The 23165-nt window shown below is 44.1% G+C and carries 15 protein-coding genes; 1 reads left to right on the forward strand and 14 read right to left on the reverse strand.

All coding sequences use genetic code 11. The features are described from left to right. Positions 1-44: 44 nt before the first annotated feature. The 4 genes from carA to HXT50_RS02485 all read right to left on the reverse strand — a co-directional run bounded on the left by carA (position 45) and on the right by HXT50_RS02485 (position 4048). Positions 45-1256, reverse strand: a complete 1212-nt coding sequence (carA, locus tag HXT50_RS02470) for a glutamine-hydrolyzing carbamoyl-phosphate synthase small subunit (protein ID WP_112928691.1) — start codon at positions 1254-1256, stop codon at positions 45-47. Between the two features lie 289 nt (positions 1257-1545). Continuing rightward, positions 1546-2028 carry a transcription antitermination factor NusB gene (gene nusB / locus HXT50_RS02475; protein ID WP_004106395.1) on the reverse strand — a complete coding sequence of 161 codons (483 nt, stop codon included), beginning with the start codon at positions 2026-2028 and terminating at the stop codon, positions 1546-1548. Positions 2029-2195: 167 nt separating this feature from the next. Further along, positions 2196-2759 carry an elongation factor P gene (gene efp / locus HXT50_RS02480; protein WP_004111770.1) on the reverse strand — a complete coding sequence of 188 codons (564 nt, stop codon included), beginning with the start codon at positions 2757-2759 and terminating at the stop codon, positions 2196-2198. A 92-nt stretch (positions 2760-2851) separates the two neighbouring features. Continuing rightward, entirely contained in the window at positions 2852-4048 is a 1197-nt protein-coding gene (locus HXT50_RS02485) for a zinc-ribbon domain-containing protein (RefSeq protein WP_004106400.1), read from the reverse strand. Positions 4049-4165: 117 nt separating this feature from the next. Between HXT50_RS02485 and HXT50_RS02490 the strand changes: the two genes are divergently transcribed. Continuing rightward, entirely contained in the window at positions 4166-4555 is a 390-nt protein-coding gene (locus tag HXT50_RS02490) for a YccF domain-containing protein (protein WP_174143328.1), read from the forward strand. On the opposite strand, the gene pyrE is transcribed toward HXT50_RS02490, so the two are convergent. From pyrE to HXT50_RS02540, 10 genes are all read right to left on the reverse strand, one after another. After that, on the reverse strand, positions 4531-5223 hold the full coding sequence (pyrE, locus tag HXT50_RS02495) for an orotate phosphoribosyltransferase (protein WP_004106403.1): 693 nt from the start codon (positions 5221-5223) through the stop codon (positions 4531-4533). The genes HXT50_RS02490 and pyrE overlap by 25 nt on opposite strands. 62 nt (positions 5224-5285) lie before the next feature. Further along, positions 5286-6287, reverse strand: coding sequence for a dihydroorotate dehydrogenase (locus HXT50_RS02500; RefSeq protein WP_004119039.1), 1002 nt, complete (start codon positions 6285-6287; stop codon positions 5286-5288). A gap of 5 nt (positions 6288-6292) precedes the next feature. Continuing rightward, the gene (locus HXT50_RS02505; RefSeq protein WP_421776982.1) at positions 6293-7189 is read right to left on the reverse strand and encodes a dihydroorotate dehydrogenase electron transfer subunit; all 897 of its coding nucleotides are present in this window, start codon (positions 7187-7189) and stop codon (positions 6293-6295) included. A 94-nt stretch (positions 7190-7283) separates the two neighbouring features. Then, entirely contained in the window at positions 7284-8327 is a 1044-nt protein-coding gene (gene pyrF / locus HXT50_RS02510; RefSeq protein ID WP_421776983.1) for an orotidine-5'-phosphate decarboxylase, read from the reverse strand. A gap of 34 nt (positions 8328-8361) precedes the next feature. Next, positions 8362-9774 carry a dihydroorotase gene (locus HXT50_RS02515; RefSeq protein ID WP_421776984.1) on the reverse strand — a complete coding sequence of 471 codons (1413 nt, stop codon included), beginning with the start codon at positions 9772-9774 and terminating at the stop codon, positions 8362-8364. 55 nt (positions 9775-9829) lie between these two features. Beyond that, positions 9830-11065, reverse strand: coding sequence for an aspartate carbamoyltransferase (gene pyrB, locus HXT50_RS02520; protein ID WP_004106414.1), 1236 nt, complete (start codon positions 11063-11065; stop codon positions 9830-9832). A gap of 141 nt (positions 11066-11206) precedes the next feature. After that, positions 11207-11539, reverse strand: coding sequence for a type II toxin-antitoxin system RelE/ParE family toxin (locus HXT50_RS02525; RefSeq protein WP_004106416.1), 333 nt, complete (start codon positions 11537-11539; stop codon positions 11207-11209). Then, positions 11539-11772, reverse strand: a complete 234-nt coding sequence (locus HXT50_RS02530; RefSeq protein ID WP_116442760.1) for a hypothetical protein — start codon at positions 11770-11772, stop codon at positions 11539-11541. Before HXT50_RS02530 ends, HXT50_RS02525 begins: the two co-directional genes overlap by 1 nt. Before the next feature lie 80 nt (positions 11773-11852). Continuing rightward, positions 11853-15041, reverse strand: a complete 3189-nt coding sequence (locus tag HXT50_RS02535; protein ID WP_421776985.1) for a bifunctional [glutamine synthetase] adenylyltransferase/[glutamine synthetase]-adenylyl-L-tyrosine phosphorylase — start codon at positions 15039-15041, stop codon at positions 11853-11855. A gap of 91 nt (positions 15042-15132) precedes the next feature. Next, complete coding sequence (locus tag HXT50_RS02540; RefSeq protein ID WP_421776986.1) at positions 15133-22734, reverse strand: peptidase; 7602 nt, start codon at positions 22732-22734, stop codon at positions 15133-15135. Positions 22735-23165: the final 431 nt, after the last annotated feature.

Genomic DNA, 23165 nt, shown 5'->3' on the forward strand with positions numbered 1-23165 from the left:
TTCTCTTTCCGTAAATCTTAAAATCTTACTTGCTTTTTCGAGTATTACTTGCTTTTTCGAGCGTTTTCGCGCATCAATTGCACAAAACGGTCAAATAGATAGGAAGCGTCGTGCGGTCCTGCTGCAGCTTCCGGATGATATTGCACCGAGAACGCTGGAATATCAAGGCATTGCAAGCCTTCTACAACGTTGTCGTTCAAGTCAATATGCGAAACTAGCACGCGACCAAAGTGTCCGTTTTCGTAAGGAGATTGCACAGGACCGTCAAGAGGTGCGTCCACAGCAAAGCCGTGATTGTGAGCCGTAACTTCCACTTTTCCGGTTGTAACGTCTTTTACAGGCTGATTAATACCGCGGTGACCAAACTTCAACTTGTAAGTTCCAAAGCCGAGCGCGCGACCAAGTAACTGGTTTCCAAAGCAGATACCAAAGAACGGGTAACCTGCATCCAAAACTTTGCGCAAAAGCTCAACTTCGCGATTTGCTTGGCTAGGGTCTCCAGGACCATTCGAGAAGAATACGCCGTCTGCGTTAAGCGCTTGCAGCGATTCGAAGCTTATTGAGGAGCTTACAACGTGCACGCGGCAGCCGCGCTCAGCCAAACGGTGAGGAGTCATAGATTTAATACCAAAGTCGACTGCTACAACAGTGTAAAGTGGATCTTTTCCTTCAAAATCACCGCAAGGCTCAATCGTGTACGTTTCTTTAGTACTGACTTCATCCGTTAAACGCAAGCCCTGCATTTGAGGAGTTTGCTTAATTTCGTCAACGAAAGAAGCGACGGTGCGAAAAGCCCCGGTTGACGGATCAACCAGGGCCTTATTAGAAAAAATGCCGGCACGCATAACGCCTACCGAGCGTAAATGACGTACCAGCTTTCGAGTATCAATACCACTAATGCCAACGATACCTTGCTTTTGTAAATCGTCTTCCAAGGAACCTTCAGCTCGCCAATTGCTAACTACTGGGCTTGGCTTCTTAACTACGTAACCAGCAACCCAAATGTGGGCAGATTCTGGATCTTCGTGATTCATTCCCGTATTACCTATGTGTGGGAATGTTTGAACTACGATTTGTTGATCATAACTTGGATCAGTTAATGTTTCTTGATAACCAGTCATGCCCGTGGAGAACACAATCTCAGCGCGCGTAGAACCTTGCGCACCAAAAGGCTTACCAACGTAAACCTGACCATCCTCCAACACCAATACTGCATCATCACTGCCGAATCCGGCAAAGGTGTCGCTGTAATCCACCTTAACCCCCCTTATGGCTTTAGGATATTCGTGGTAAGTCTACTCAGGTTGGCGGACGGGCGACGCGCCGGCGCGACGACCTGCTTGAGCGCAGCATTGCGCGCGCGAAAGCAACTCGGAGCGGAAACTCGCTCAGGTTGGAAGTCCGGTGGACTTCCAACGCGAGTTTCGTAAGCGAGCGCGTAATCCGCGCGAGCGACTACTGCACGCGTGTCCCAAAACTATCAACTAGAGACACTAACGCAGTAAGCATTCTGCGCGAGGGTCTCAAAACATGCAAAATGAGACGTTACTCAGCAGCAGCTTCTTCCGTAGACTCTTCCGTAGCAGCGTCTTCAGGAGAAGATTCGCCATTAAACTTTGCCAAGCAAGCGTCTTTATCTGCCATAATCGCGCTTAGTAAGCCGTGAATAAACGCAATAGCTTCGTCATCGCTATACATTTTTGCGAGCGCAATCGCCTCGTCAATAGCAACTTTATCTGGAATCTCATCATTAAGAAGCATTTCCCAAACTGCAATGCGCAAAATATTGCGATCGATAACAGCCATTCTGCCAACTTTCCAGCCAGTCGAATAGCGGTTTAGCGTCTTGTCAATTCTGTTACGTCGCTCTCCTACGCCTCGAACAATCTCAATAGCGTACTCTGGGAGCGGAGTTTGAGCGCCAGGCTCCTTAACTCGCTCCTCAAGCAAAGAAAGAATATGCTGATTCTTCTCATCCGCCTCATACAGCGTATTCAAAGCCCTTTTACGAGCGGTAGAACGTGCCATCGTAACGCCCTTCTGTGTAACGTATAAAAATTACTTAATAAAGTTGTATCAAAAATTACGCGACCCAGCAACGAATAATCGCCACCGGGTCACTCTATAAAAATTATTGAGAAATAAATAGCTAATTTAATTAGATAACTAATTATTTTAATTAGATAATTAATTCTTTAGTTTTCACGACCAAGGTAAGAGCCGTCACGAGTGTCGACCTTCACCTTTTCGCCTTCACCCACGAAGAGTGGAACCTGGATTTCAGCACCGGTTTCCACAGTTGCAGGCTTAGTACCAGCGTTAGAACGATTGCCTTGCAAGCCTGGCTCAGTGTGAGTAATAGTCAAAATCACGGAAGCTGGAAGCTCAACGCTCAAAGGAGTGCCATCATGGAAGCTTACGATGCAGTCGGTGCCTTCAAGCAAATACTTGCTCTGCTCGCCAACCAAAACCTTAGGAATATAAACCTGGTCGTAAGTGGTCATATCCATAAAGACGAAGTTGTCGCCATCTTCGTATGAATATTGCAACGTGCGGTTATCAACGGTCTCGAACTCCATCTTCATGCCGGCATTAAAAGTCTTGTCGACAATCTTGCCCGAGAGCACGTTCTTAATGGTGGTACGCACAAAAGCAGGACCCTTGCCTGGCTTCACGTGCTGGAACTTAACGACGGTCCAAAGCTGACCATCAAGGTTCAAAACCGATCCATTCTTAATATCATTGGTAGTCTGTGCCACGAGTTACCCGTTTCTTTCGCTAATAGGCTGCAAATTAAGCAGCTAAGAAATAAACCTTGCTTATTATGCCACAAAGCGTCAACTTAATATATTTAGAGATTATTTTTCAACAAATTCAACAGTTTTGAAACAAATTCAGCAACGTCATCTTTATCTGCACTTTTTGTTAAAACAGACACTCCGATCCTATTCTTGCCCTTCTTAAGAATCAAGAAATAGTTATAAACATTCTTAATTCCTTGACCACGATGAGCCATAACCTCTATGCCGTCTGGAACGTTCACGCCATCAGCAGAAATATCGTAACCCGTCGCATTGGCAATAGTCGAATTTTGCATAGCTTTTGAAAGCATCATCGCAGCATCATGAGAAGAAGTAAGATTTTCGTGACCATCGTTCGATGCATCAACATCACCATATTTGCGAGTAAAAGATGTATTTGCATAGCCATTATCTGACAGCCATTGATCTAATCCGTCTATGCCACCTTGATCATCTAAAAGCTCATTAGCGGAGTCATTACTCATTGCCTTAATAACATCTTCACACTTATCTTCATAATCATGCTGTGGATTATCCTTAGTATAAAGAACAACAGGGAAATAAAAACCTACAGCAGGGAATGTTTTACGAGAATTAGAAGACTCATACAATATGCCCTTCTTGCCAGAAATCGCTACAGATACGCTATTATTTGAAGCAAAATTGCTTACTAATTTATTGATTTTTTTGGTATTGAGCTTTTCACTCGCACCAATAGCGTTATCCTTATCGCTGCTAGTATCACTATCTTCATCGTCTGAATCTAAATCATCATTGGTTAGAACATGCTGCTTAGATTTATTATTCTTTGATTTTGATGATTGTAATTCAGTTTTATTATTTGATTGAGCTGTTCGCGCACTATTTACATACCACCATGCACCAGCACCTATAACCAAAACACAAGCAATAATAGCGGTTATTAAAGTAATAATTACTTTCTTCTTGCGCTTATCATCCTCTGAATGAGAATAATTAGCCGGAGCTTCGCCTTGTACGTAAGGTGAATTATTCATAGAAGGCTGTTCACTCGAAGAACCCATAATAGGAGAACCTAAAACGTTTAGATTATCCGATAAAGCTTCCTGCGCAGGAAATACAGTAGTAGGCGCTTCGTTAGTAGGCAATTCGTATTGTTGACTTTGGATTGACGGCTCGACTGTTGACGTAACTTCTAAAAGCGCTCCGCAAGTATTGCAAAACTTGCTATTATCATCATTTTTATTACCACATTGCGTGCAGAACATATTCTTCCTTTAAACAAATGCATCTATTGCAACGCATTATTTTACAACCCGCTTACAATAAATCACTTATCAAAAATCATACTTCATTAAAACTTAAAAAACTTATATACTACTTTTATGAAACTTCTTGGCAATATTGTGTGGCTGATATTCGGCGGTCTTTTCATTGCTGCAAGCTGGTTATTTATAAGTTTCCTCCTTTGCATAACCGTTATTGGCATACCATTCGGTATTCAAGCATTCAAAATGGCAAAGCTCACGCTCACGCCATTTGGAAAACATGTTATTTACCAAGGCGGCACTAGCACAATTTGGAACATACTATGGATTGTATTTTTCATTGGGCCAATGCTTGCATTAGGCTATATCGTTTCAGGATTCATTTGCTGCTGCACAATTGCTGGCATTCCATTTGGCATACAATCTTTCAAAATGGCAAAACTTGCGTTGTGGCCGTTTGGTTCCGAAATTGTAGAGGATAATTACGCACCATACGTACGCAAGTAATCTGCAGCGCGCGAAGCTAATTCCTCATCCATAACTGGCTTACCGTCAGCATTAACTAAACGCTTTGCTGCAGCGAAAATTTCGCGCACGTTTGCAATTGGCAAAACTGGGAAGCCAAACTCCTGCTCTACTGCTTTTACTGCAGAAAGCTCGCTGTCTTTCGTGCGTTCCATTCTGTCTACTGCCAAAATCAAGCCAACAACTTGCACATTTGCTTCCGCTTTAAGCTTTGGCAAAGTTTCGCGAACTGCAGTTCCAGCAGTCATCACATCGTCAACTAACAGAACTTTCATGCCGTCTTTTAACGGTTTTCCAACCATAATTCCGCCGTCGCCATGATCCTTTCGCTCTTTGCGATCGAAAGTAAAACCAACAGGCATATTATGATTATTCGTCAAAGCCATTGCCGTAGAAACTGCCAGCGGAATACCCTTATAAGCAGGGCCGAAAACAGTGTCGATATCTTGCGGAAGTTTGCCATCTTCGATTGCTGCAACAACGCGCTCAGCGTAGTATGCGCCTAGATTTGCGATTTTCATGCCGTCGTCAAAAGCACCAGCGTTAATAAAATAAGGTGATTGACGACCAGATTTCAGCGTAAAGTCACCAAATTTAAGCGCACCTGAATCAAGCAAAAACTTTGTAAAACGTTCGTCTAATTCTGCCATAATTAGCTCTCTTTCTTAAAATGATTTTAAATACTTTCTAAATACTTTTTAAATACTTAATTTCAGCGCCAAGTTTTGCCTTCAGCGAGTAAAGACGCAAGCTTTGGACGAGAATCAAGCAAATCGTCAAGCTCGCGAGCAATGCGAATAGGAGCAGTAGGATCCACCAAAGCAGCAGCACCAACTTCTACAGCATTCGCGCCAGCATACAAGTATTCCAAAGCTTTTTCGCCAGAATCAATGCCACCAATGCCAATAATTGGAATATCTGGCATAGCTTGACGCACTCGCCACACAAACCCAAGTCCAATCGGGAAAATAGCAGGACCGGAAACACCGCCCGTGCGATTTGCAATAATAGGCTCGCCTGTTCGAATATCAATTCGCAAACCAACTAGCGTGTTAATCATGCTTAAAGCATCCGCTCCAGCATCAACTGCAGCTTTGCAAATCGAAACGATATCCGTCACATTTGGCGTCATTTTTACAATCATTGGCTTGCTTGTCATTGCGCGAAGACGCTTAATTAAGCGGTGCAATGCAACCGGATCAGTGCCAACGCTCATTCCGCCGTGAGTCACGTTTGGGCAGCTTACATTAATTTCAAGCATGTCGGCCGCAGAATCTGCAAGCTTTTCAACAACTTGCGCATAATCGTCGTCACTGTGACCTGCAACATTAGTAATAACAAGTGCTCCCATGGATTTTAGTTTCGGCAACTCGTCTACTAAATAATGGTCGACACCAGGATTTTGCAATCCAACTGCGTTTACCATTCCAGAAGGAGATTCTGCAGTGCGCGGAGAAGGATTTCCTTCCCACGGAACAGGAGAAACACCTTTTGTACAAATTGCGCCGAGTTGGCTTACGTCGTAAAAGCGTCGGCAAGCTGCAAGCTGGAAAGTTCCAGAAGCAGTTCCAACCATGTTTTTCCACTTAACGCCTGCGACTTGAGTTGGGTGCTTCCAAACGTGGCTAGTGTCAAAACCAAAAGTTTCAGCGGAATTTGTTACGGAATTTGCGTTATTTACAGAATTATTTTCGGCATTATTTACAGCACTCATATTTTTTACTCCCAACCCAAACGATTCGCATCAAAAACAGGACCGTCGTTGCAAACTTTCAGCCTGCCTTCCAAAGTGTCAACAACGCAAGCAACGCAAGTTCCGTATCCGCAACCCATACGCGCTTCTAAACTGAGCTGGCACTCAATATTTCTTTCATGTGCCCAGTGAGCTACAGCTTTCATCATAGGCAAAGGACCACAAGACAAAATAACCGTTGGCAAATCGTCTTCGAAATCAAAATGCTTAACTTTTTCAAGTTCGTCAAGAAGTGTAATAACAGTTCCTTCAGCATTTGTAATACTGTGTACGTCTGAAATATATTCTTTCGTTAAATCATCTGCAAAACGCTTATTACGGTAGCCAAGCACTGCCGTTACACTAGAATCTTCACGCTTTGAAAGCGCTTGAGCAGCACACAAAATAGGTGGCACACCCAAGCCGCCACTTACCAACACATAATGTGCAGGTTTGGAAATATTAAAGCCAAGTCCCAAAGGTCCAAGAGCGTCAATGCTATCTCCTGGTTTAAGCTCAGCAAACTTAGCAGTGCCTTTGCCAATCACAGCAAAAATCAAAGTAAAAGTATCGCCTTCTACGCTTGCAACTCCAAAAGGACGCGGAAGCATAGCAGTTGGATCAAGGGAATACAAGTTCACAAATTGCGCAGGAGCAGCTTTTTTAGCAATCTCAGAATCTCGCAAAGTTAAACGGTACACGCCTTCGTCTAGCTTCTCATTATTGAGTACTTCTACAGCTCTGCGCCCCCAAAGGCGCGAATATTTTGCATTATTGCTTTCGTCTGCAGAACTTGAGCCGGAAGAATCAAAAGCGTCTTCACGTAACGTAATTATGGCGTTTCCAGAAGCTTTTCGCGTTGGAATAAACATGCCATCACTCATGTGGTTTCCCCTACCCTTGTATGTGTTTTGTACCGTTGCGTTTTATTTTTAATTTTAATTATATTTTTAGTTATATTTATTTTAGTTATACATTCTAGCGATACACTGCATTTCGCAAGTCGTCACGCATATTTTTCGCAGCAACAGCTGCAGAATCACGCACAATATCAAGAATGTCATCGAAAGACATATGACCTTGATTTTTAGCGTAATCTTCAGACTTTTTCCAAGCACCAATAATACCGCGCGAAGAATTTACAATAGCGCCTTCAGAATTTGCATCAAACATTCCTGCAACATCTTGAGCTGTACCGCCTTGAGCGCCATAGCCTGGAACAAGGAAGAAAGTGTGCGGCATAATCTCGCGCAAATGCTTGCCCTCCTGCGGATGCGTGGCACCTACAACTGCGCCAACTCTTGAATAACCGTGCTTGCCAATGCTTGAAGCACCCCAGTTCTCAATCAAATCAGCCATATGCTCATACACTGGCTTGCCATCTTGCAAAATAAGCTCCTGTAGCTCCTTGCTAGAAGGATTCGAAGTGCGAAGCAGCACAAAAATGCTTTTATCGTACGCTAATGCTTCATCGATAAAAGGCTTCACTCCATCCGAACCCATATAAGGGTTTACTGTAAGCGAATCTTCATGCCAAACGTCAAGATTTTTAGAGCTTTTTAGAAGATTTTTAAGAGATTGTGGCAGTGCGTTATCAGTCGCATTTTCGTCTTCAAAATATGCAGAAAGATTAGCGAAGCCGCTTAAATGAGCCGCATACTGACCAGCTGTAGAGCCAATATCTCCGCGCTTTGCGTCACCTATTACAACTAATCCTTGCGATTTTGCGTATTCGCAGGTCATTGCGTAAGTATCGATACCTGCAGGACCAAGCGCCTCGTACATAGCGATTTGCGGCTTTACAGCCGGCACAAAATCTGCAACTGCGTCAATAATCGCACGATTAAACTCAAAATAAGCTGTAGCTAAAAGCGTTGGCAGCGCATCCTCGCCTTCTACTTCTTGCAAAACTTCGTCCGCAAGAGAGCTAATAATTTCGGCAGGAACAATTCCAGGCTTAGGATCCAAGCCCACTACGCTAGGATTTTGCTTGGCTGCAATCGCTTCAATAAGTTCGTCCATAATTTACTACCATTCCAAATTTATATTTAATCAATCACATTCTCGAGAAAGCAATTTCTGAACCAATAATCGTCGCAACAGGCCTGCCTGTAAGTTGCCATCCATCAAAAGGAGTATTTCGAGCTTTTGAATGGAACGAATTTGCATCAACCGCCCAATTTTCGCGCATATTAATCAGCACTAAATCAACGTTTTCAGGGTGTTCAGTAATACTTAAACGCAGCGTTCGCTTGTTTGCGCATCGCGAAGAAACGTTAAGCAAAGCCGCAATATCAGTAGGTCTTCTGCTCATCAATTGCATTGGATTTACTGCCATTAATTCGATTAAATGCTTATCGTCCGTATATCCTGCATCAACCAAAACTTTGCGGCACACGCCATACGCGCACTCAAGCCCAATAATTCCGTTAGGAGTGCTTGCAAAATTTCCTGACTTTTCTTCCGCAGTGTGAGGCGCGTGATCTGTTGCAATCATGTCAACTGTGCCATCCGCAATAGCAGCGAGCGTCGCTTGCCTGTCCGCTTTTGAACGAAGAGGAGGATTCATCTTAGCCATAGCACCATATCGCAAAACATCCTCATCACACAAAGCTAGATAGTGAGGCGCAGTTTCGCACGTAATCGGCAAACCCTCTTTCTTTGCCTTACGAATAGCCTCAAACGCAGCAGCAGTGCTCACATGCTGGAAATGCACATGTACGCCAGTTTCGCGGGAAGCATCAATATCTCGCTGAACAATTGCAAGCTCAGTAGAAGCTGGAATTCCACCAACACCAAGCATTTTTGCGATCGGACCCTCGTTCACAGCTCCCGTATCATGATGCTCACAATGCTCCACGAATGGCAAACCAGTTTGTTTTGCCATAGCTAACACATCTCGCAAAATCGGTTCAGGCACTGCAGCACCGTCGTCGCTTATAGCAGTAATCGGGTGCTTTTTCATAGGAGAAGTTTTTTCGTCATCGTCGATTCCAGCAACATACTTTTTCCAAAGCTCAATATTGCTTGGTTTTAAGCCTTTACGCCCCAATGATGCGCACACGCTCAAATCGTAGCGAACTGGCAATTTTACGCCGTAAATGCAACCATAGCGCTGCAAATAGTCAACTACATTATCTACATCAAATGGAGCATCTTCCCAAGGCTCGCCGTCAAGAGCTGGAACAGTATTTGGCATAATCAAAACTTGCGTATAACCGCCAGCCGCAGCAGCCTCACTGCCGGTCATCATTGTTTCTTTTGCTGTTTGACCTGGATCTCTAAAATGCACATGCGGATCTGCAAAACCAGGAGCAACAACCCAATCGCTTGCGTCAATGTCGCCAGTAACGCGCGCATTCTGCTCTATAAGGGCATCCTGACGAACGCCATCAACAATAAGATCAATACGTTCGCCAGTATCCCACACAGAGATATTGCGCAAAGTTAAGGTGCCTGATTCGTTCATTTCACTCCTGGTTTTGCGTAATTTTTACAGTTATATAATAATATTATTAAATTTTTTATTTAGTTTCTGCTTCTTCGTCGCAATACATGCAACGATACTCGTGACTGTCAGAATCAGCTTTGTAGAACTTGCGTTTAAGAGTTAGTTCGCTGTTTGTTATGCAACGAGGATTCGGGCAAGTAAGATCTTCAGGCGCATTCACGTCTGTTACGTGCACGCGAGGATCCGTTAATGAAATTCCGTGTGCGTCAACTGCTTGCAATTCGTCTTCTGGCACGTTTACAAAATCAGTTGGTTCGTAGCCGCAAAGCTCGTCTCCAAGAACGGAACTTTCCAAAGCCATACGCATAAGCATACCGTTTTTAACCTGCTCAAAATATGCTGCGCGAGGATCGTCATCAACATCAACAGAAATCTCGTTAATTCGAGGAAGCGGATGCAGCACAGGCATATGCGACTTTGCTTTTTGCAATTTTTCTTCAGTCAAAATGTACGTGTCACGAAGTCGCAAGTATTGCTCGCGATCCGTAAAACGCTCTTCTTGCACGCGAGTCATGTAAAGCACGTCAAGCTTGCCAATAACTTCCATCAAGTCGCGAGTTTCTTCGTAAGTGCACGAAGGAGTGTCATTAATGCGGTCGATTACGTACTGCGGAGTTTTAAGCTCATCCGGGCTAATCAGCACAAAATGAACGTTTCCAAAGCGGCACAAAGTTTCAATAAGCGAGTGAACTGTGCGTCCATAAGTTAAGTCGCCGCACAAACCGACAGTGAGATTATTAAGGCGACCAAAACGCGCGAGAATAGTTGCCAAGTCTGCAAGAGTTTGAGTTGGGTGCATGTGGCCGCCGTCACCTGCGTTAATAATAGGCGTGCTCACAGCTTGCGTAGCAACGAAAGCAGCACCCTCCTTTGGGTGACGCATTGCAACAACATCAACATAATTAGACACGACTTTCAAAGTATCGTTTACAGTTTCACCCTTGCTTGCACTGGAAAGTTGCGCACCTGCAAAGCCGATTACTTTTCCGCCCAAACGCAACATTGCTGTTTCGAAACTTAAGCGAGTGCGCGTGCTCGGCTCATAAAAAAGAGTGGCCAACACTCTGCCATCGCAAGTGTGAGCCACTTCTTTACGGTGCGAATCAATGTATCGCGCTTTGTCTAAGAGCATTCGTATTTGCGCAGTTGAAATATCGTCTAATGTAACAACACTTTTGCCAGCTAGAGAATTTGCAATTGTGCTGCGAGAAAAAGTTTGATGCAAAGAACTAGAAATTGCGTTCGTCATAATAAGTACCGCTCACCTTCCGTCAATTGGCAAGACGGTCGCAACCACACGCGACCTACGTAATTTTACTGATTAGCGTTGACGAATTTATATACGGAGTGGCGAAGAACTATAACTTATTATGCAACATTTAATAAGTATTTAATCCAATAAATCTATTTGTTCCAATACAGTTTGTTGATTACGTTTACCATAAGTAACCTTCAAAATATAAACTGTATTTTCTTCTAAAACAACTCTGTAATAAACAAGAAAATTCTTTACAACTATACGACGCACGCCAAGTGAATTCCAAGGCTCATACTTGACTACAGGTGCAAACTGAGGAAAAAGAGACAGTCTTTCAATACTAGATTTAATAAGATTAATAATTCTTACGGAAGTTTTCTTAGAAATATTAGATGCAATATAGTCTCTTATATTTTTTAAATCAGTTTCTGCATCTTGAGTAACAAGAATATTAAAAGAACTCATTACAAGCCCTTTTCTAACTCAGCAAAAACATCCGCATATGGGCGCACTAAACCAGAAACTGACTGCTTATAACTATGCATAAGTTTTGCAGCAAAATCAGTAGATAATAATTCGTCATTTTCTTCTAAATTTTCACTACTGACTGCTTGTTTTATAGGTGCAGAAACATCAGCATAAAAAACTGAAGAATTAGCTCTTTCTTTTACATCATTACTTATTACTGCATTTTTCATTAAAATCACCTCCCGTTTTGTAATTATAACCTAAAACAAATAATGCAACAATAAACGCAAAGTGACTAAAGATGAAATGATTAGCGACCGTAGAAAAGACGAGACATGATTTCGCGGCACTGACGCATGGTTGCTAAAAGATCGTTTTCAAAAACGCGGCCCTGATTCGACTCATAGCCAAGGTAAGTTGCTATTCCGCCCAAAGAATACGAGTCAGTTGGAATAATATCTGCGCGAGCCATTGATCCAGACCACAAGAAGTTTGCGTTGCGCACTGCAGAACACATATGCCAGCAGCGGCTTAAAACTTCAGCATCCTCGTCGCTTATAAAATGCTCAGATTGCAATGCTTTCAACGCTTGCATAGTTCCAACTACTCGTAAAGATTCATGCTTTGAAGCATATTGCAATTGCATCAATTGCACAGTCCACTCAACATCGCTTAAACCGCCGCGACCAAGCTTCAAATGCCTGTCCCTACTAACTCCTCGAGGTAAACGCTCCGCTTCCATGCGAGCTTTAAGCTTACGAATTTCAGCAAGCTGAGATTCACTAAGAGGATTTGCAGCGTAACGCAATTCGTTTACAACTCCGTTAAGCAAAGCATCCGCCAACTCCTTAGAACCTGCAGCAAAACGCGCTCGCAACAACGCTTGATGCTCCCAAGTGCTAGCCCATTGACGATAATACTTTTCGCAAGATTCTAGCGAACGAACAAGCGGACCGTCTTTTCCTTCCGGACGCAAATCCAAATCGACCATGATTTTTGGTTCAAGCGTAAGAGGACCTTGCAAAATATTGCGCAAAATATCTACAGTTTTTTGCGCAAAGCGGTGAGCTGCGTTTAAATCGCAATCTTCGCCAACCGGCTTGTAAATTACCATAATATCTGCATCAGAACAGAAGTTTACTTCTCTACCACCGTAGCGACCTAAAGCAATAATAGCAATTTCAGCTTGAGGAGCATTCAAATTCATGACTGATACAGCTTCACGCATAGACCATTGCAAAGTCGCATCTAAAATAGCATCAAACACATCACTCATTGCAAGCATAGAAGTATCGTCATCAATAAGACCACACATCCAAGCTAAAGCTACTCGCTCAATTTCCTGCCGGCGAAGAGCGCGCAAAGACTGCGCAAAATCCGCAATATTACTTGCATAACGAGCAACCATTGCACTAGTTTGCATGTCAAGACTTGCCCTATCGCGAGCAGATAACGCTTCGTCGTCACCAAGCCAAGTAATAGACTGCATAGACTGCATCATAGCGTCGCCAAGATAGCGCGAATCCGCCAAAACGTGGCAAAGACGCTGAGCTGCGGAAGGAGAATCACGCAAAAAACCAAGATACGTGCTCTTTCCGCCAAAACGCTCAGCAAGACGCCGCCACGCAAGCAAACCCATATCCGGATTCTGCCCCTCGCCAAGCCACTTCAACACTGCCGGAAGCAAAATTCTATGAATTTTAGCAGCCCTAGAAAGCCCCTCTGTAAGCGCTTCAACATGCAACTGCGCTGCGCGAGCATCCGCAAAACCAATAGAAGCAAAGCGCGCGCGAGCAGCCTCCGGCGAAAGCACAATAGGATCCGCATCCGTTTGAGCGTTAATAGGAAGCATCGGACGGTAGTAAATATCCTTATGCAAGTGCCGAATTTCACGACGAGCTTTATCAAAACGCGCAACTAACTCTTCCGGACGAAGCCGCACAGCACGAGCAAGTCGGCAAATCTGCTCATTGTTGTTAAGCTGCTCTGTAGAAATTGTGCGCGCGCGATCCAAGCCGCCGTTTCCTTGCGCACCCAAATCTGGGAACAAATGCGTGCGATGCATACTCCACATTTGCTGACGATGCTCAAGAACACGCTCAAAACGGTAGTGTTCTGTCAATAGCGCCGCCTGAGACCTAGAGACGTAGCCACCTTGAGCCAACGCTTGCAAAGCGGAAATAGTATCCCTTACTCGAAGCGACTCATCCTCACTTCCGTGCACAAGCTGCAGCATTTGCACAGTAAACTCAACATCACGCAAGCCGCCTTTACCAAGTTTCATATCCAAATCGCGTTGAGAAGCCGGAATAAGCGACTCCACACGCTGACGCATATGCTGGCAGTCAGCTACAAAATGCTCACGACCAGAAGCCTTCCAAATAAACGGCTCGACCATATCGCGATAAGCTTTTCCAAGATCCGTATCCCCTGCTGCAGGGCGCGACTTCAAAAGCGCCTGAAACTCCCAGCTACTCGCCCACTTTTCATAATATTCTCTATGAGAATCAAGCCTACGAACAAGAGGACCATCCTTACCTTCCGGGCGAAGCGCAGTATCAATCTGCCAAAGCGGAGGCTCCACAGAGCCCATAACCACCGACTGGCATACTTTTTGCAAAACCATTGCCATAGAAACACCAACGCGCAAAGCAGCATCCTGGTTCTGCTTGTTGCTTAAATCCGCAGGCTCCACAACATAAATCAAATCGATATCGGAAACGTAGTTAATTTCTTGCGCTCCAAGCTTGCCCATAGCAATAATCGCAAATCTGCATGCGGAAGAACCAGTAACCTGTCCTCGCGAAATAGACAACGCTGCCTCTAAAACAGCATCGGCAGCGTCGGAAAGCTTACGACTAATATCTGGCTGCACTTCAACAGGGTCAGCGCTCGCTAAATCAGCTGCCATAATTGCAGCAACATGCTCACGGTAGCGCGCACGAAGCGCAGAAACTGCTTGTGCAAAGCCGAGTGATGTTAAGTAAATTGTGTTAGAATCGCTGCTTTCAGAAGAAACAACTGTTGCAGTGTAAGCTTGTATTGCTTCGAGTAAGTCTTTTACGCGTTCTTCCCTAGTCATTGCAAAAAGATGATTCGGGTCGTTTGCTGCAGCTTTTACAAGATTAGGTCTTGTGCGCATAAGCATTGCCAACGCGTTAGACGCACCTAATACTTGCATTAGGCTTGTTAATGAGTCAGATACTTGCGAATTTGAAGTTGAAATATTATTTATTATTTCGGGGTATGCTTCACTTAAATCTTGCAATGAAAGCAATGCAGAATCTGGATCTTCAACTGTGAGCGCGCTTCTTAGTAGTGTTTCAAACGATATTTTATTGCAGTTTTTGCGTATTGCCATCATTGCGCAACGTGCGGCATCCGGGCGAGCAAAGCCCGCTTTAATAAGGCTTCTTGAGGTGAGTGCGGAAGAGTTTGCGCTGCTTTCGTTGCAGTTGGTTTCAGTAGTTGTACTATCTGTTCTGTTCGCACTTTCCATACCGCAACTTTACATTGTGGTGGTGTACAAAAATCCCTCGCGGATTACCGGAAGATAACCTGCGAGGGATTTCACTTAGTTATGAGCGAGACTACTCGTTGGAGTGCTTGCGACGGCGAGAAGCTATGCCTGCAACACCAAGTCCGGAGAAGACTGCGGCAAGACTTGCAAACAAGCCAGTTGCAGCACCCGTCTTAGCAAGACCACCAGCATTACCGGAAGCATTACGCAACGCAGCCTTAGCAGCCTTAAGATTCCTCAAAGCATCATCAACCTGAGCCTGAGTAGCATTCTTATCAGCAAGCACACGCTTAGCCTCAGCCAAAGCACTCACATAAGCTCTAGCAGCAGCAGTATTCGCCTTAGACGCAGCAGAAGAATCCGCTTCAGCATTGTTAACCTCAACTCTCAAAGCAGACTTATCAACCGAAACACTCTGAGAATCAGCAGTCTCGAAACCAGCAGCAGAACCAGAACCAACACCAGAACCAGAGCCGCTTCCAACACCACTATCAATACCAAACGGGTGATTAATCTTATCCTTAGCAGCCTGAAGCTTCCTCAAAGCCTCATCAACCTGAGCCTGAGTAGCGTTAGGATCTGCAAGCACACTGTTAGCCTCAGCCAAAGCCTTGTTATACGCGTCAATATCCTCAGTCATTCCAATCATAAAGAATACAGAATCACGGAACTTAGCATCAGCATCCGCCTCAGTCTGAAGCTTAGACTTATCAGTCTTATTAGAATCAGTAAGCTTCTTCTTAGCATCCTGGAGCTTCTTCAAAGCCGCATCAACTTGAGCCTGGGTTGCATCCTTATCACCAAGAACCTTATTCGCATCCTCAAGAGCCTGCTTGTAGGCGTCAAGAGCTTGCTTAGAAGCGTCATCACCCTTAGCAGCCGCGTTCTGATACTCAGGCGTCTTAGTGAAATCAGAATCCTTACCAGCTTCAGCAGTCAAATCAGACTTATCAGTCTTATAACCATCAGAAAGCTTAGACTTAGCATCCTGAAGCTTCTTCAAAGCCTCATCAACCTGAGCCTGCGTAGCATCCTTATCACCAAGAACCTTATTCGCATCCTCGAGAGCTTTCTTGTAGTCTTCGAGAGCCTGCTTAGACGCGTCATCACCCTTAGCCTGAGCATTCTGATACTCAGGCGTCTTAGTGAAATCAGAATCCTTACCAGCTTCTTGACGTAAATCAGACTTGACCGTGCTGTACTCGTCTTCAATCTTCTTCTTGGCTTCCTGCAAGGCCTTTAGAGCATCGTCGAGCTCTTTTTGGGTTGGAGCCTGCTTCATGCCTTGAGGAAGAGGTGTTACTGTTTTGCCAGTTGTGCGATCGAAGGCAGCGAGAAGATCCTTGGCAGCCTTTAGCTTGTCGTTGTAATCCTTAAGAGCTTGCTTAGATGCGTCATCACCCTTAGCTTGAGCGTTCTTGAACGCAGGAGTGTTCTCGAACACGTCGGTGCTTGTATCAGTATCGCCGTCCTTAGACTTATCAACTTCTTTATACAAGTCATGCGGGCTAGTGACGTAGTTCTTAGTAATCTTATCCTTAATTTCCTTCAGATTATTAAGAGCTTCGTCAACTTCCTTCTGAGTTGGAACATCCTTAGCATCAGACTTTGGCTTACCATTCTCATCGAACTTGCTAAGCAAAGTCCTAGCCTTCTTCAACGCATCCTTATAAGCAGAGACGTCAGCATTATCCGACTTGCCATCTTCAGCCTTCTTAGAATCAGCGTTCTTGAACTCAGTAGTAGCCTCAAAGTCAGTATCCGCTACCGTGCCTCCGTCAGCAGTAGACTTCGCAGCTTCAGTCTTCAAATCGTCAATCTTAGTACCGAAGCTGTCGTCGATTGCCTTTTTAGCATCTTGCAAAGCCTTAAGAGCAGCGTCTACCTGCGCTTGAGTTGGACGATTTTCTGGCTTTGCGTTTGGATCAGGATTCTTGACCTTGTTGATAAGATCCTGCGCAGCCTTGAGCTTATCGTTGTAATCCTTCAGCTTTGAGGTCGCATCAGTGTCGCCAGCGTTCTTCTTTTCAAGAGCGTTCTTATACGGAATCGACTCTTCAAACTTAGGAGTTACAGGCTTGCCGTCTTGATTCTTATCACCTACTTCGTACTCAAGCTTAATTGCATCAGTCTTGTATTTATTAGCAATATTGTCTTGAGCAGTTTGCAGCTGTTTAAGCAGAGCGTTAACGTCTTTCTGAGTTGCTGTCTTCTTCCAATCTTCGTCATTAAGCTTAGCGGCAACTTTCTTGAGAACATTGTCAAAGCCCGTATCTTTGCCATCTTCACCTAGTGCTTGCATGGCACCCTGGTCACCAGCGGTCTTCTTGGCAACAGCATTTTGATATTCAGGCGTCTTCTTGAAGTCACCACCTGCAAAGTCTTTGGCAGCAGTCAACGGCTCAAACTTGGTCTTATAGTTGTCGGCGATTTGCTTCTTGGCCGCTTTCAGAGCGTCAAGCGCCTCGTTAATCTGCTTTTGCGTTGGACGCTCGCTGTTCTTCTTGCTTGTATCCTTTGCGTCATTTACTAACTTACGAGCATTGGCAAGAGCCGTCTTGTAAGCAGTAACATCTGCATTTTCATTACCATCGCTCGTCTTAGCTTTAGCATTCTTAAACTCTGGAGAGTCCTCGAACTTGCCATCTACACTAGCGCCTTCGGTATCTGCCTTAGACTTCTCAGCTTCTGTGTTCAAAGCAGTGGTATCAGTCTTGTACTTCTCAATCTCAGTACGAGCATCATCGAGAGCCTTAAGCGCGTCGTTGACGTCTTTTTGCGTTGGCTTTGCGTCTTGCGGCGTATCTTTATCGTCATGCTTCTTCAAAAGCTCCTGCGCCTCAACTAATGCCTTGTCGTATGCCTTCTTAGCTTTCTTAGCTTCATCATTCTTCTTGCTATCAGGCTTGCCTTCAGCTGTTAAGAAATGAGGATCAGAAGCGTTGCGATACGCATCAGAAGTAAGTGTACCTTCTGTAGGTGCAGCGCCATCTGTAGAGCCGTGAGCTTTGACACTAGTTTCAAGCTTAGCAGTGTCGGTGTTGTACATGTCAAGAGCATTGCGCTTCTCGTCCAAGGTCTTAAGCGCTGCGTCCACTTCTTCCTGCGTTGCGCTAGACTTCTTGAGCAAATCCTTAGCCTTGTTAAGAGCTTCACCATACTCATTTGCAGCTTTACGAGCAGCAGTATTCTTAATAGAATCAGCATTACCATCAGCACTCAAATAATTATGAACTGAAGCATTCTTATATCCAGGAGTTTGGCGAGTATCCGAATCTTTGTTAATAGATTCCTGCAGCTTATCCGTCTTAGTCGCAAACTGGTTTAATTGAGCAGATGCGTCGTTCATTGCCTTCAGAATTTTTGTGACATCTCTATCAAGCGGCTCACCATTTTCGTGTGCCTGAATGTTCTTGAGATAATCCTTATCGTTCAGGTCACCCTTTGCATCAGGAATATTGGTGACAGGAATATCAGTTCCATCCGTCCCTTTATCCTTATCAAGCTTATTCTCAAATGCTTTGTGCAGCTTAGCAACCGCATCATCATACGCTTGCTTTATCTTTTTAGCAGCTTCTACCTGAGTTTTTTCTTCCTCGGTAGGATTCTGCTTCTCAGCAAGTGCTTTTGCATTCTTATAAGCAGGACTATTTTGAATAGCTAGATCATTCCAGAATGCCGCCGACAGCTTAGACGTATCAGTCGCATACGTGTCAATAACTTGACGAGCTTTTTCAAGAGCTTCTTTCGCTGCTGTAATTTCTTCCGCAGTTGGCTGTTTAGACGTTTCGGTTTCAGCAAACTTTCGCTTTAGTTCCTTAGCCTTTTGATACGCTTCGTTATATTCCTTAAACGCTTGCTTAGCTTTCTGATCGCCTGCTTGTGCCTTATCAAAAGCATTAAAGTATGCTGGTTTCAAATATCCATCAATATTGTCCGCCAAAGCCTTCGTCAAATCATTAGCATCAGTTGCATAATCTTTATGAAGCGCATCTTCAGCAGAAGTTAATGCTTGTTCAGCTTCTTCTACCTGCTTCTGAGTGGCATCCTTACTAGCAAGTACTTGTTTAGCTTTTGCTAAAGCTTTGTCATAATCTTCATATGCCTTCTTAGCAGCTGTCTTCTGTGCTTCCGTTACACCCGTGTCAGTGCTTTCTGACTTAGCTTTAGCATTCTTATAGAAGGTACTCTTTTTACCATTAGCATTATCAGGATCAGGGTTGTCGAAGGTTTGCTGAACAGCAGCTGCAAGCTTAGCCTTATTCGTTGCCTTAGCATCAAGCGCCTTCTTAGCGGCCTCAAGAGCTGTAATTGCAGCGTTTACTTCCTTTTGAGAAGCAGTTGGATCAGCTGAAAGATCATTTGCTTTCTTTACAGCCTCATCGTATGCTTTGCGCTCAAGATCAGTTGCGTTTTGATATGCTGGGTCAGCGGTCTTGAGCTTCTCCTCGCCTTGCTTAGACGTATCACCAGTCTTTACCTTACCATGCTGAGCGATTGCATTATTCAACTCATCCTTGTTGGTGCTGTACTTATCAAGCTCCTTACGCGCAGCATCAAGCTTTGCCTTAGCAGCGTCAACGTCTTTTTGCGTGGCGTTGTTGTTGTCCCTTGCAGCTTCAGCAGCTTGAAGTGCTTCATCGTAAGCTGTCTTTGCTTTCTTAGCAGCTTCGTTCCTGTCGGTGTCGGCAGAACCATCTGACTTCTTAAAGTCAGGATCGCTCACATTCTTGAACTGGTTTGTTGCTTGCGTGCCTGTAGCAGCTTGCTGACCTTCTGCAGCTTTACCGTTCTCATCGATGGATTTCTTAAGCTCCTCTTTCTTGGTAGCGTCACCATCAAGAGCTTTGCGAGCTTTTTCCAGCTTAATGGTTGCGTTATCAACCTCAGCCTTAAGCGCTTCGGTTAAATCAGCATCAGCTGTGTTACCAACTTTTTCAAGCGTTTGTTTAGCAACCTTCAACGCATCATCATAGTCGCTCTTTACCTTGTCCGAAGCGTTGTAGTATGCAGAATCAGTAGGAACTTCCTTACCCTCAACATGGGTAGTCTTGTGATCCTCAACCGACTTCTTCAAATCACTTGTCTTATGATTCGTCTGCGGCACAAAGATAACGTTAATCGCCTTAGGCGTATTCCCAGGGTTTTTGCCATTTTCGATGTAAATGTTTCTATACATCGTCAATCCATACGGCAAAACAAACAGGCGCGCTTTATATACCTTGTTTCCTTTAGCAGCAACTACTACTGGCTTAGCTTCTTCATCCCAGGAATACGATCCTGCATTCGATTCAGAATCGCCAAGATTTTCACCAGAATTAGAAACATTCTGACTATATTGCCAATAAGCACCGCTCATATTGCCGAGCGACAACTCAGTTGTAGGTTGGCCGTTCTTGTCGATCACGTAGCCCACATGCGACTTCTGCGCGTTTTCTTTATCGCCTTCATGAGCAAGAGCTTCGCCACCAGTAAGCTCGCGCAAACCAGCGTTGCCATCCTTCGGCGTAGCTTTCAACAAATTAAGAATCTTATTTGTATCAAACCCTTCTGCTTTAGTTGGGTCGTAGCGGTAAATGATGGTCTTGTGGTCTTCGCTCCACGAAAGGCCTTCGTCGGTGTCGCGGCCGGCAATTTTATTATTCTTCCACGAAACGTCGTAATCTTTGCGAATATCCGCCAAACGCGTGAGCTTGCCAGCCTTTACATCAGACTTAAACTCAGCAACCGCTTTATCGGTCTTAATCTTAACGGTAATAGTATTTTCTGCCTGACCATTCGAGATGCCCTGATTTGCATGACCAGCCGCAGTAAGATTGCCAGTAAGATACGAAAGCGTAATCTGCTTCTCGTAGTCGGTAGCGCTTAATCCAAGCTCTGTGTTGTCTTTATTAGCTTCGTAAATAGCCTTCTTAATGCTCTTAATCTCAGCATCAGAGTAAGCGAGTGGATTGTAGATAACAGTTGCGGTACTTTCTGCAGGAACCTTAATCTGATCTTCGGTAAACTTCTTCAACACAAGGTCACGCAGAGCAATCTTAGGAGCATCTTTTTCATCCACGCCGTCAAAATGGATTACAGCATTATCTCCATCAAACGAAATCTTATCTGCTGTAACGCCATTAATCTTGGCAAGCTTCGTCTTAATTTCTTCCTTAACTTCAGCCGAAAGATTAGTCGGATCTTCCACAATCGGCTTGTCAATGCGATCATCGTAGCGCGCAACGGTAAGCGGAATAGCTTGCGACTTAAAGCCCAAATCCGTAACCATATAAGTGTTAAGCGTCTTCGCTCCAGTTACATAAGTTTTATTTGTTGCGCCTTGAGCTGAGGTTTCCTTATTAATAGCCTCAAACGTAGTCTTGTCGTAAGCATCTTCAGACTTTACGTTAATATTTTGCGTAAACGTTCCAGAAAGCTGATCATTTACAGACTTCTTATCACTACGCGCCGTCTCAATATTGCCAGCTTCAGTAATTGCTGCTTGAACCTTTTCTGCCGTAAGAGGCTGATTATATTTCAGCACCACTGATCCAGAAGTTTTTGGCGGAACAAGCGTTACAGCGCGGAATACATTCGTTTTATATGCAATAGTTTCTGTACTACTACCATCTTTAGTTACATACACGAAAATAGAACGACTGGCTGTATACTTCTCAGCACCGCCATTAAGGTTACCATCCCTAAAAAGAGTGCTCATCGTAAGAGTTGCAGATCCGTCGGAATTAGCAGTAAATATATATTCACCAGAATAATCTTGGTGTTTGTCTGGATTTTTCGAGTAAAAATCAATACCTCTCTCACTTTTTGCATTATTGAAACCATTTGTCTTAGAAGGGAAAATAGCAATACTGGTAATCTTGCTACCATCTTTTGGAGCTGCAAAGTGGAAAGTAACAGTGTGCTTTTCGCCATTTACGCTGTATGTATTGTCTGAGCTTCCCCAGCCATACACGTTCGGCATAGTGCCAGCGTTATTCTCATTAATTTCAATCTTGGTATTAGCAGTATCCGTTGTATCAGGATTAATTTTATTAGGATCTTGGTTTGCTGCACCATCAGAAGCGCGATCCTGATTTTCAGGCGCAGTGACATCAGGTTGATTATTTTCTAACGAACGCTTTGCGAGCTTCTTTGCACCAGATTCCGCAGAAGTGATATCTGTAACCTTATTATCTACAGACTCAGTGTTCACAGTCTTCTGCTCAGTCTCAGTGCCATCAGTCTTTGCTACAGACTGCGTAGAAACTTTCTTTTCCTTAGTTAAATTCTGTTCGAGCTTAGACTTGTTATTATTATCCTTGTGAACCTTCTTTAAAGTATTATTGTCGGTCTTCTCGTATGTAGCAGACTTCTCTTCAGTCTGATCCTTATTATCAGCTTCCTTAGCTTCAGGCTTAGCATCAGCATTTTTACCAGCTTCAGCCTTCTTATCAACACCAGGCTTCTTACCAGCCTCAACAGGAACCGAAGCCGCACCAGCCGCAGCACCATTCTCCGCCGCCATTGCCGGAGTTGCTCCAAAAGCGAACGCCGCACCAGCCAACACGCCAGCGGCTCCAACCGTAAATGCTGCCACCTTGCGTGCATCCACAGCCTTAGCAATCGCATTACTTACTGCAGCATCCAATGTAACCTTGCGTGCATGCCTTCCGGAATTTGAATTAGCCATTGTGTATCTCCTTGAATACCAGATTCTCTCTGAACAAGTCTTTATGAATTTATTAGTGAAGAGCTTTGTGCAGTAATCAAACGCTGATCGAACTACGGTCAAATACATATGAAACTTCTGCTCAGCTCTCAAAAGCGCAATCTCTTTTATTGAGATTTACATTCAATAATACCGAATATACGAATATTTTGCAACGTATTTGTTATAATGTATAGCCTATGAAGCCCCCCCCCCAGAGGCTTTATTCCAACATTTTTAGCAGATTTTTGGGGCGAAAACTTTCATAACAAATGTAAGCTAGATTACAGTTTTAATGGTGATTCTAAACACATGTTTAGTATAAAACGCAATTATTTTATGCATTTATACATTTTTGCGTATTTGTATACATTACACACTCTATGTTAAATTTCAATACTCACTACCTGTTG

The sequence above is a fragment of the Gardnerella sp. KA00243 genome (assembly GCF_049244105.1).
Taxonomy (GTDB): domain Bacteria; phylum Actinomycetota; class Actinomycetes; order Actinomycetales; family Bifidobacteriaceae; genus Bifidobacterium; species Bifidobacterium leopoldii.

Bases quoted from the DNA above. Each gene is read 5' to 3' on its own strand.
- HXT50_RS02540 (WP_421776986.1), bottom strand. From the start codon at position 22,734: ATGGCTAATTCAAATTCCGGAAGGCATGCACGCAAGGTTACATTGGAT.
- HXT50_RS02505 (WP_421776982.1), bottom strand. From the start codon at position 7,189: ATGAGTGATGGCATGTTTATTCCAACGCGAAAAGCTTCTGGAAACGCC.
- HXT50_RS02530 (WP_116442760.1), bottom strand. From the start codon at position 11,772: ATGAAAAATGCAGTAATAAGTAATGATGTAAAAGAAAGAGCTAATTCT.
- HXT50_RS02515 (WP_421776984.1), bottom strand. From the start codon at position 9,774: ATGAACGAATCAGGCACCTTAACTTTGCGCAATATCTCTGTGTGGGAT.
- HXT50_RS02485 (WP_004106400.1), bottom strand. From the start codon at position 4,048: ATGTTCTGCACGCAATGTGGTAATAAAAATGATGATAATAGCAAGTTT.
- pyrB (WP_004106414.1), bottom strand. From the start codon at position 11,065: ATGACGAACGCAATTTCTAGTTCTTTGCATCAAACTTTTTCTCGCAGC.
- pyrE (WP_004106403.1), bottom strand. From the start codon at position 5,223: ATGGCAGAATTAGACGAACGTTTTACAAAGTTTTTGCTTGATTCAGGT.
- HXT50_RS02525 (WP_004106416.1), bottom strand. From the start codon at position 11,539: ATGAGTTCTTTTAATATTCTTGTTACTCAAGATGCAGAAACTGATTTA.
- pyrF (WP_421776983.1), bottom strand. From the start codon at position 8,327: ATGGACGAACTTATTGAAGCGATTGCAGCCAAGCAAAATCCTAGCGTA.
- HXT50_RS02535 (WP_421776985.1), bottom strand. From the start codon at position 15,041: ATGGAAAGTGCGAACAGAACAGATAGTACAACTACTGAAACCAACTGC.
- HXT50_RS02500 (WP_004119039.1), bottom strand. From the start codon at position 6,287: ATGAGTGCTGTAAATAATGCCGAAAATAATTCTGTAAATAACGCAAAT.
- nusB (WP_004106395.1), bottom strand. From the start codon at position 2,028: ATGGCACGTTCTACCGCTCGTAAAAGGGCTTTGAATACGCTGTATGAG.
- HXT50_RS02490 (WP_174143328.1), top strand. From the start codon at position 4,166: ATGAAACTTCTTGGCAATATTGTGTGGCTGATATTCGGCGGTCTTTTC.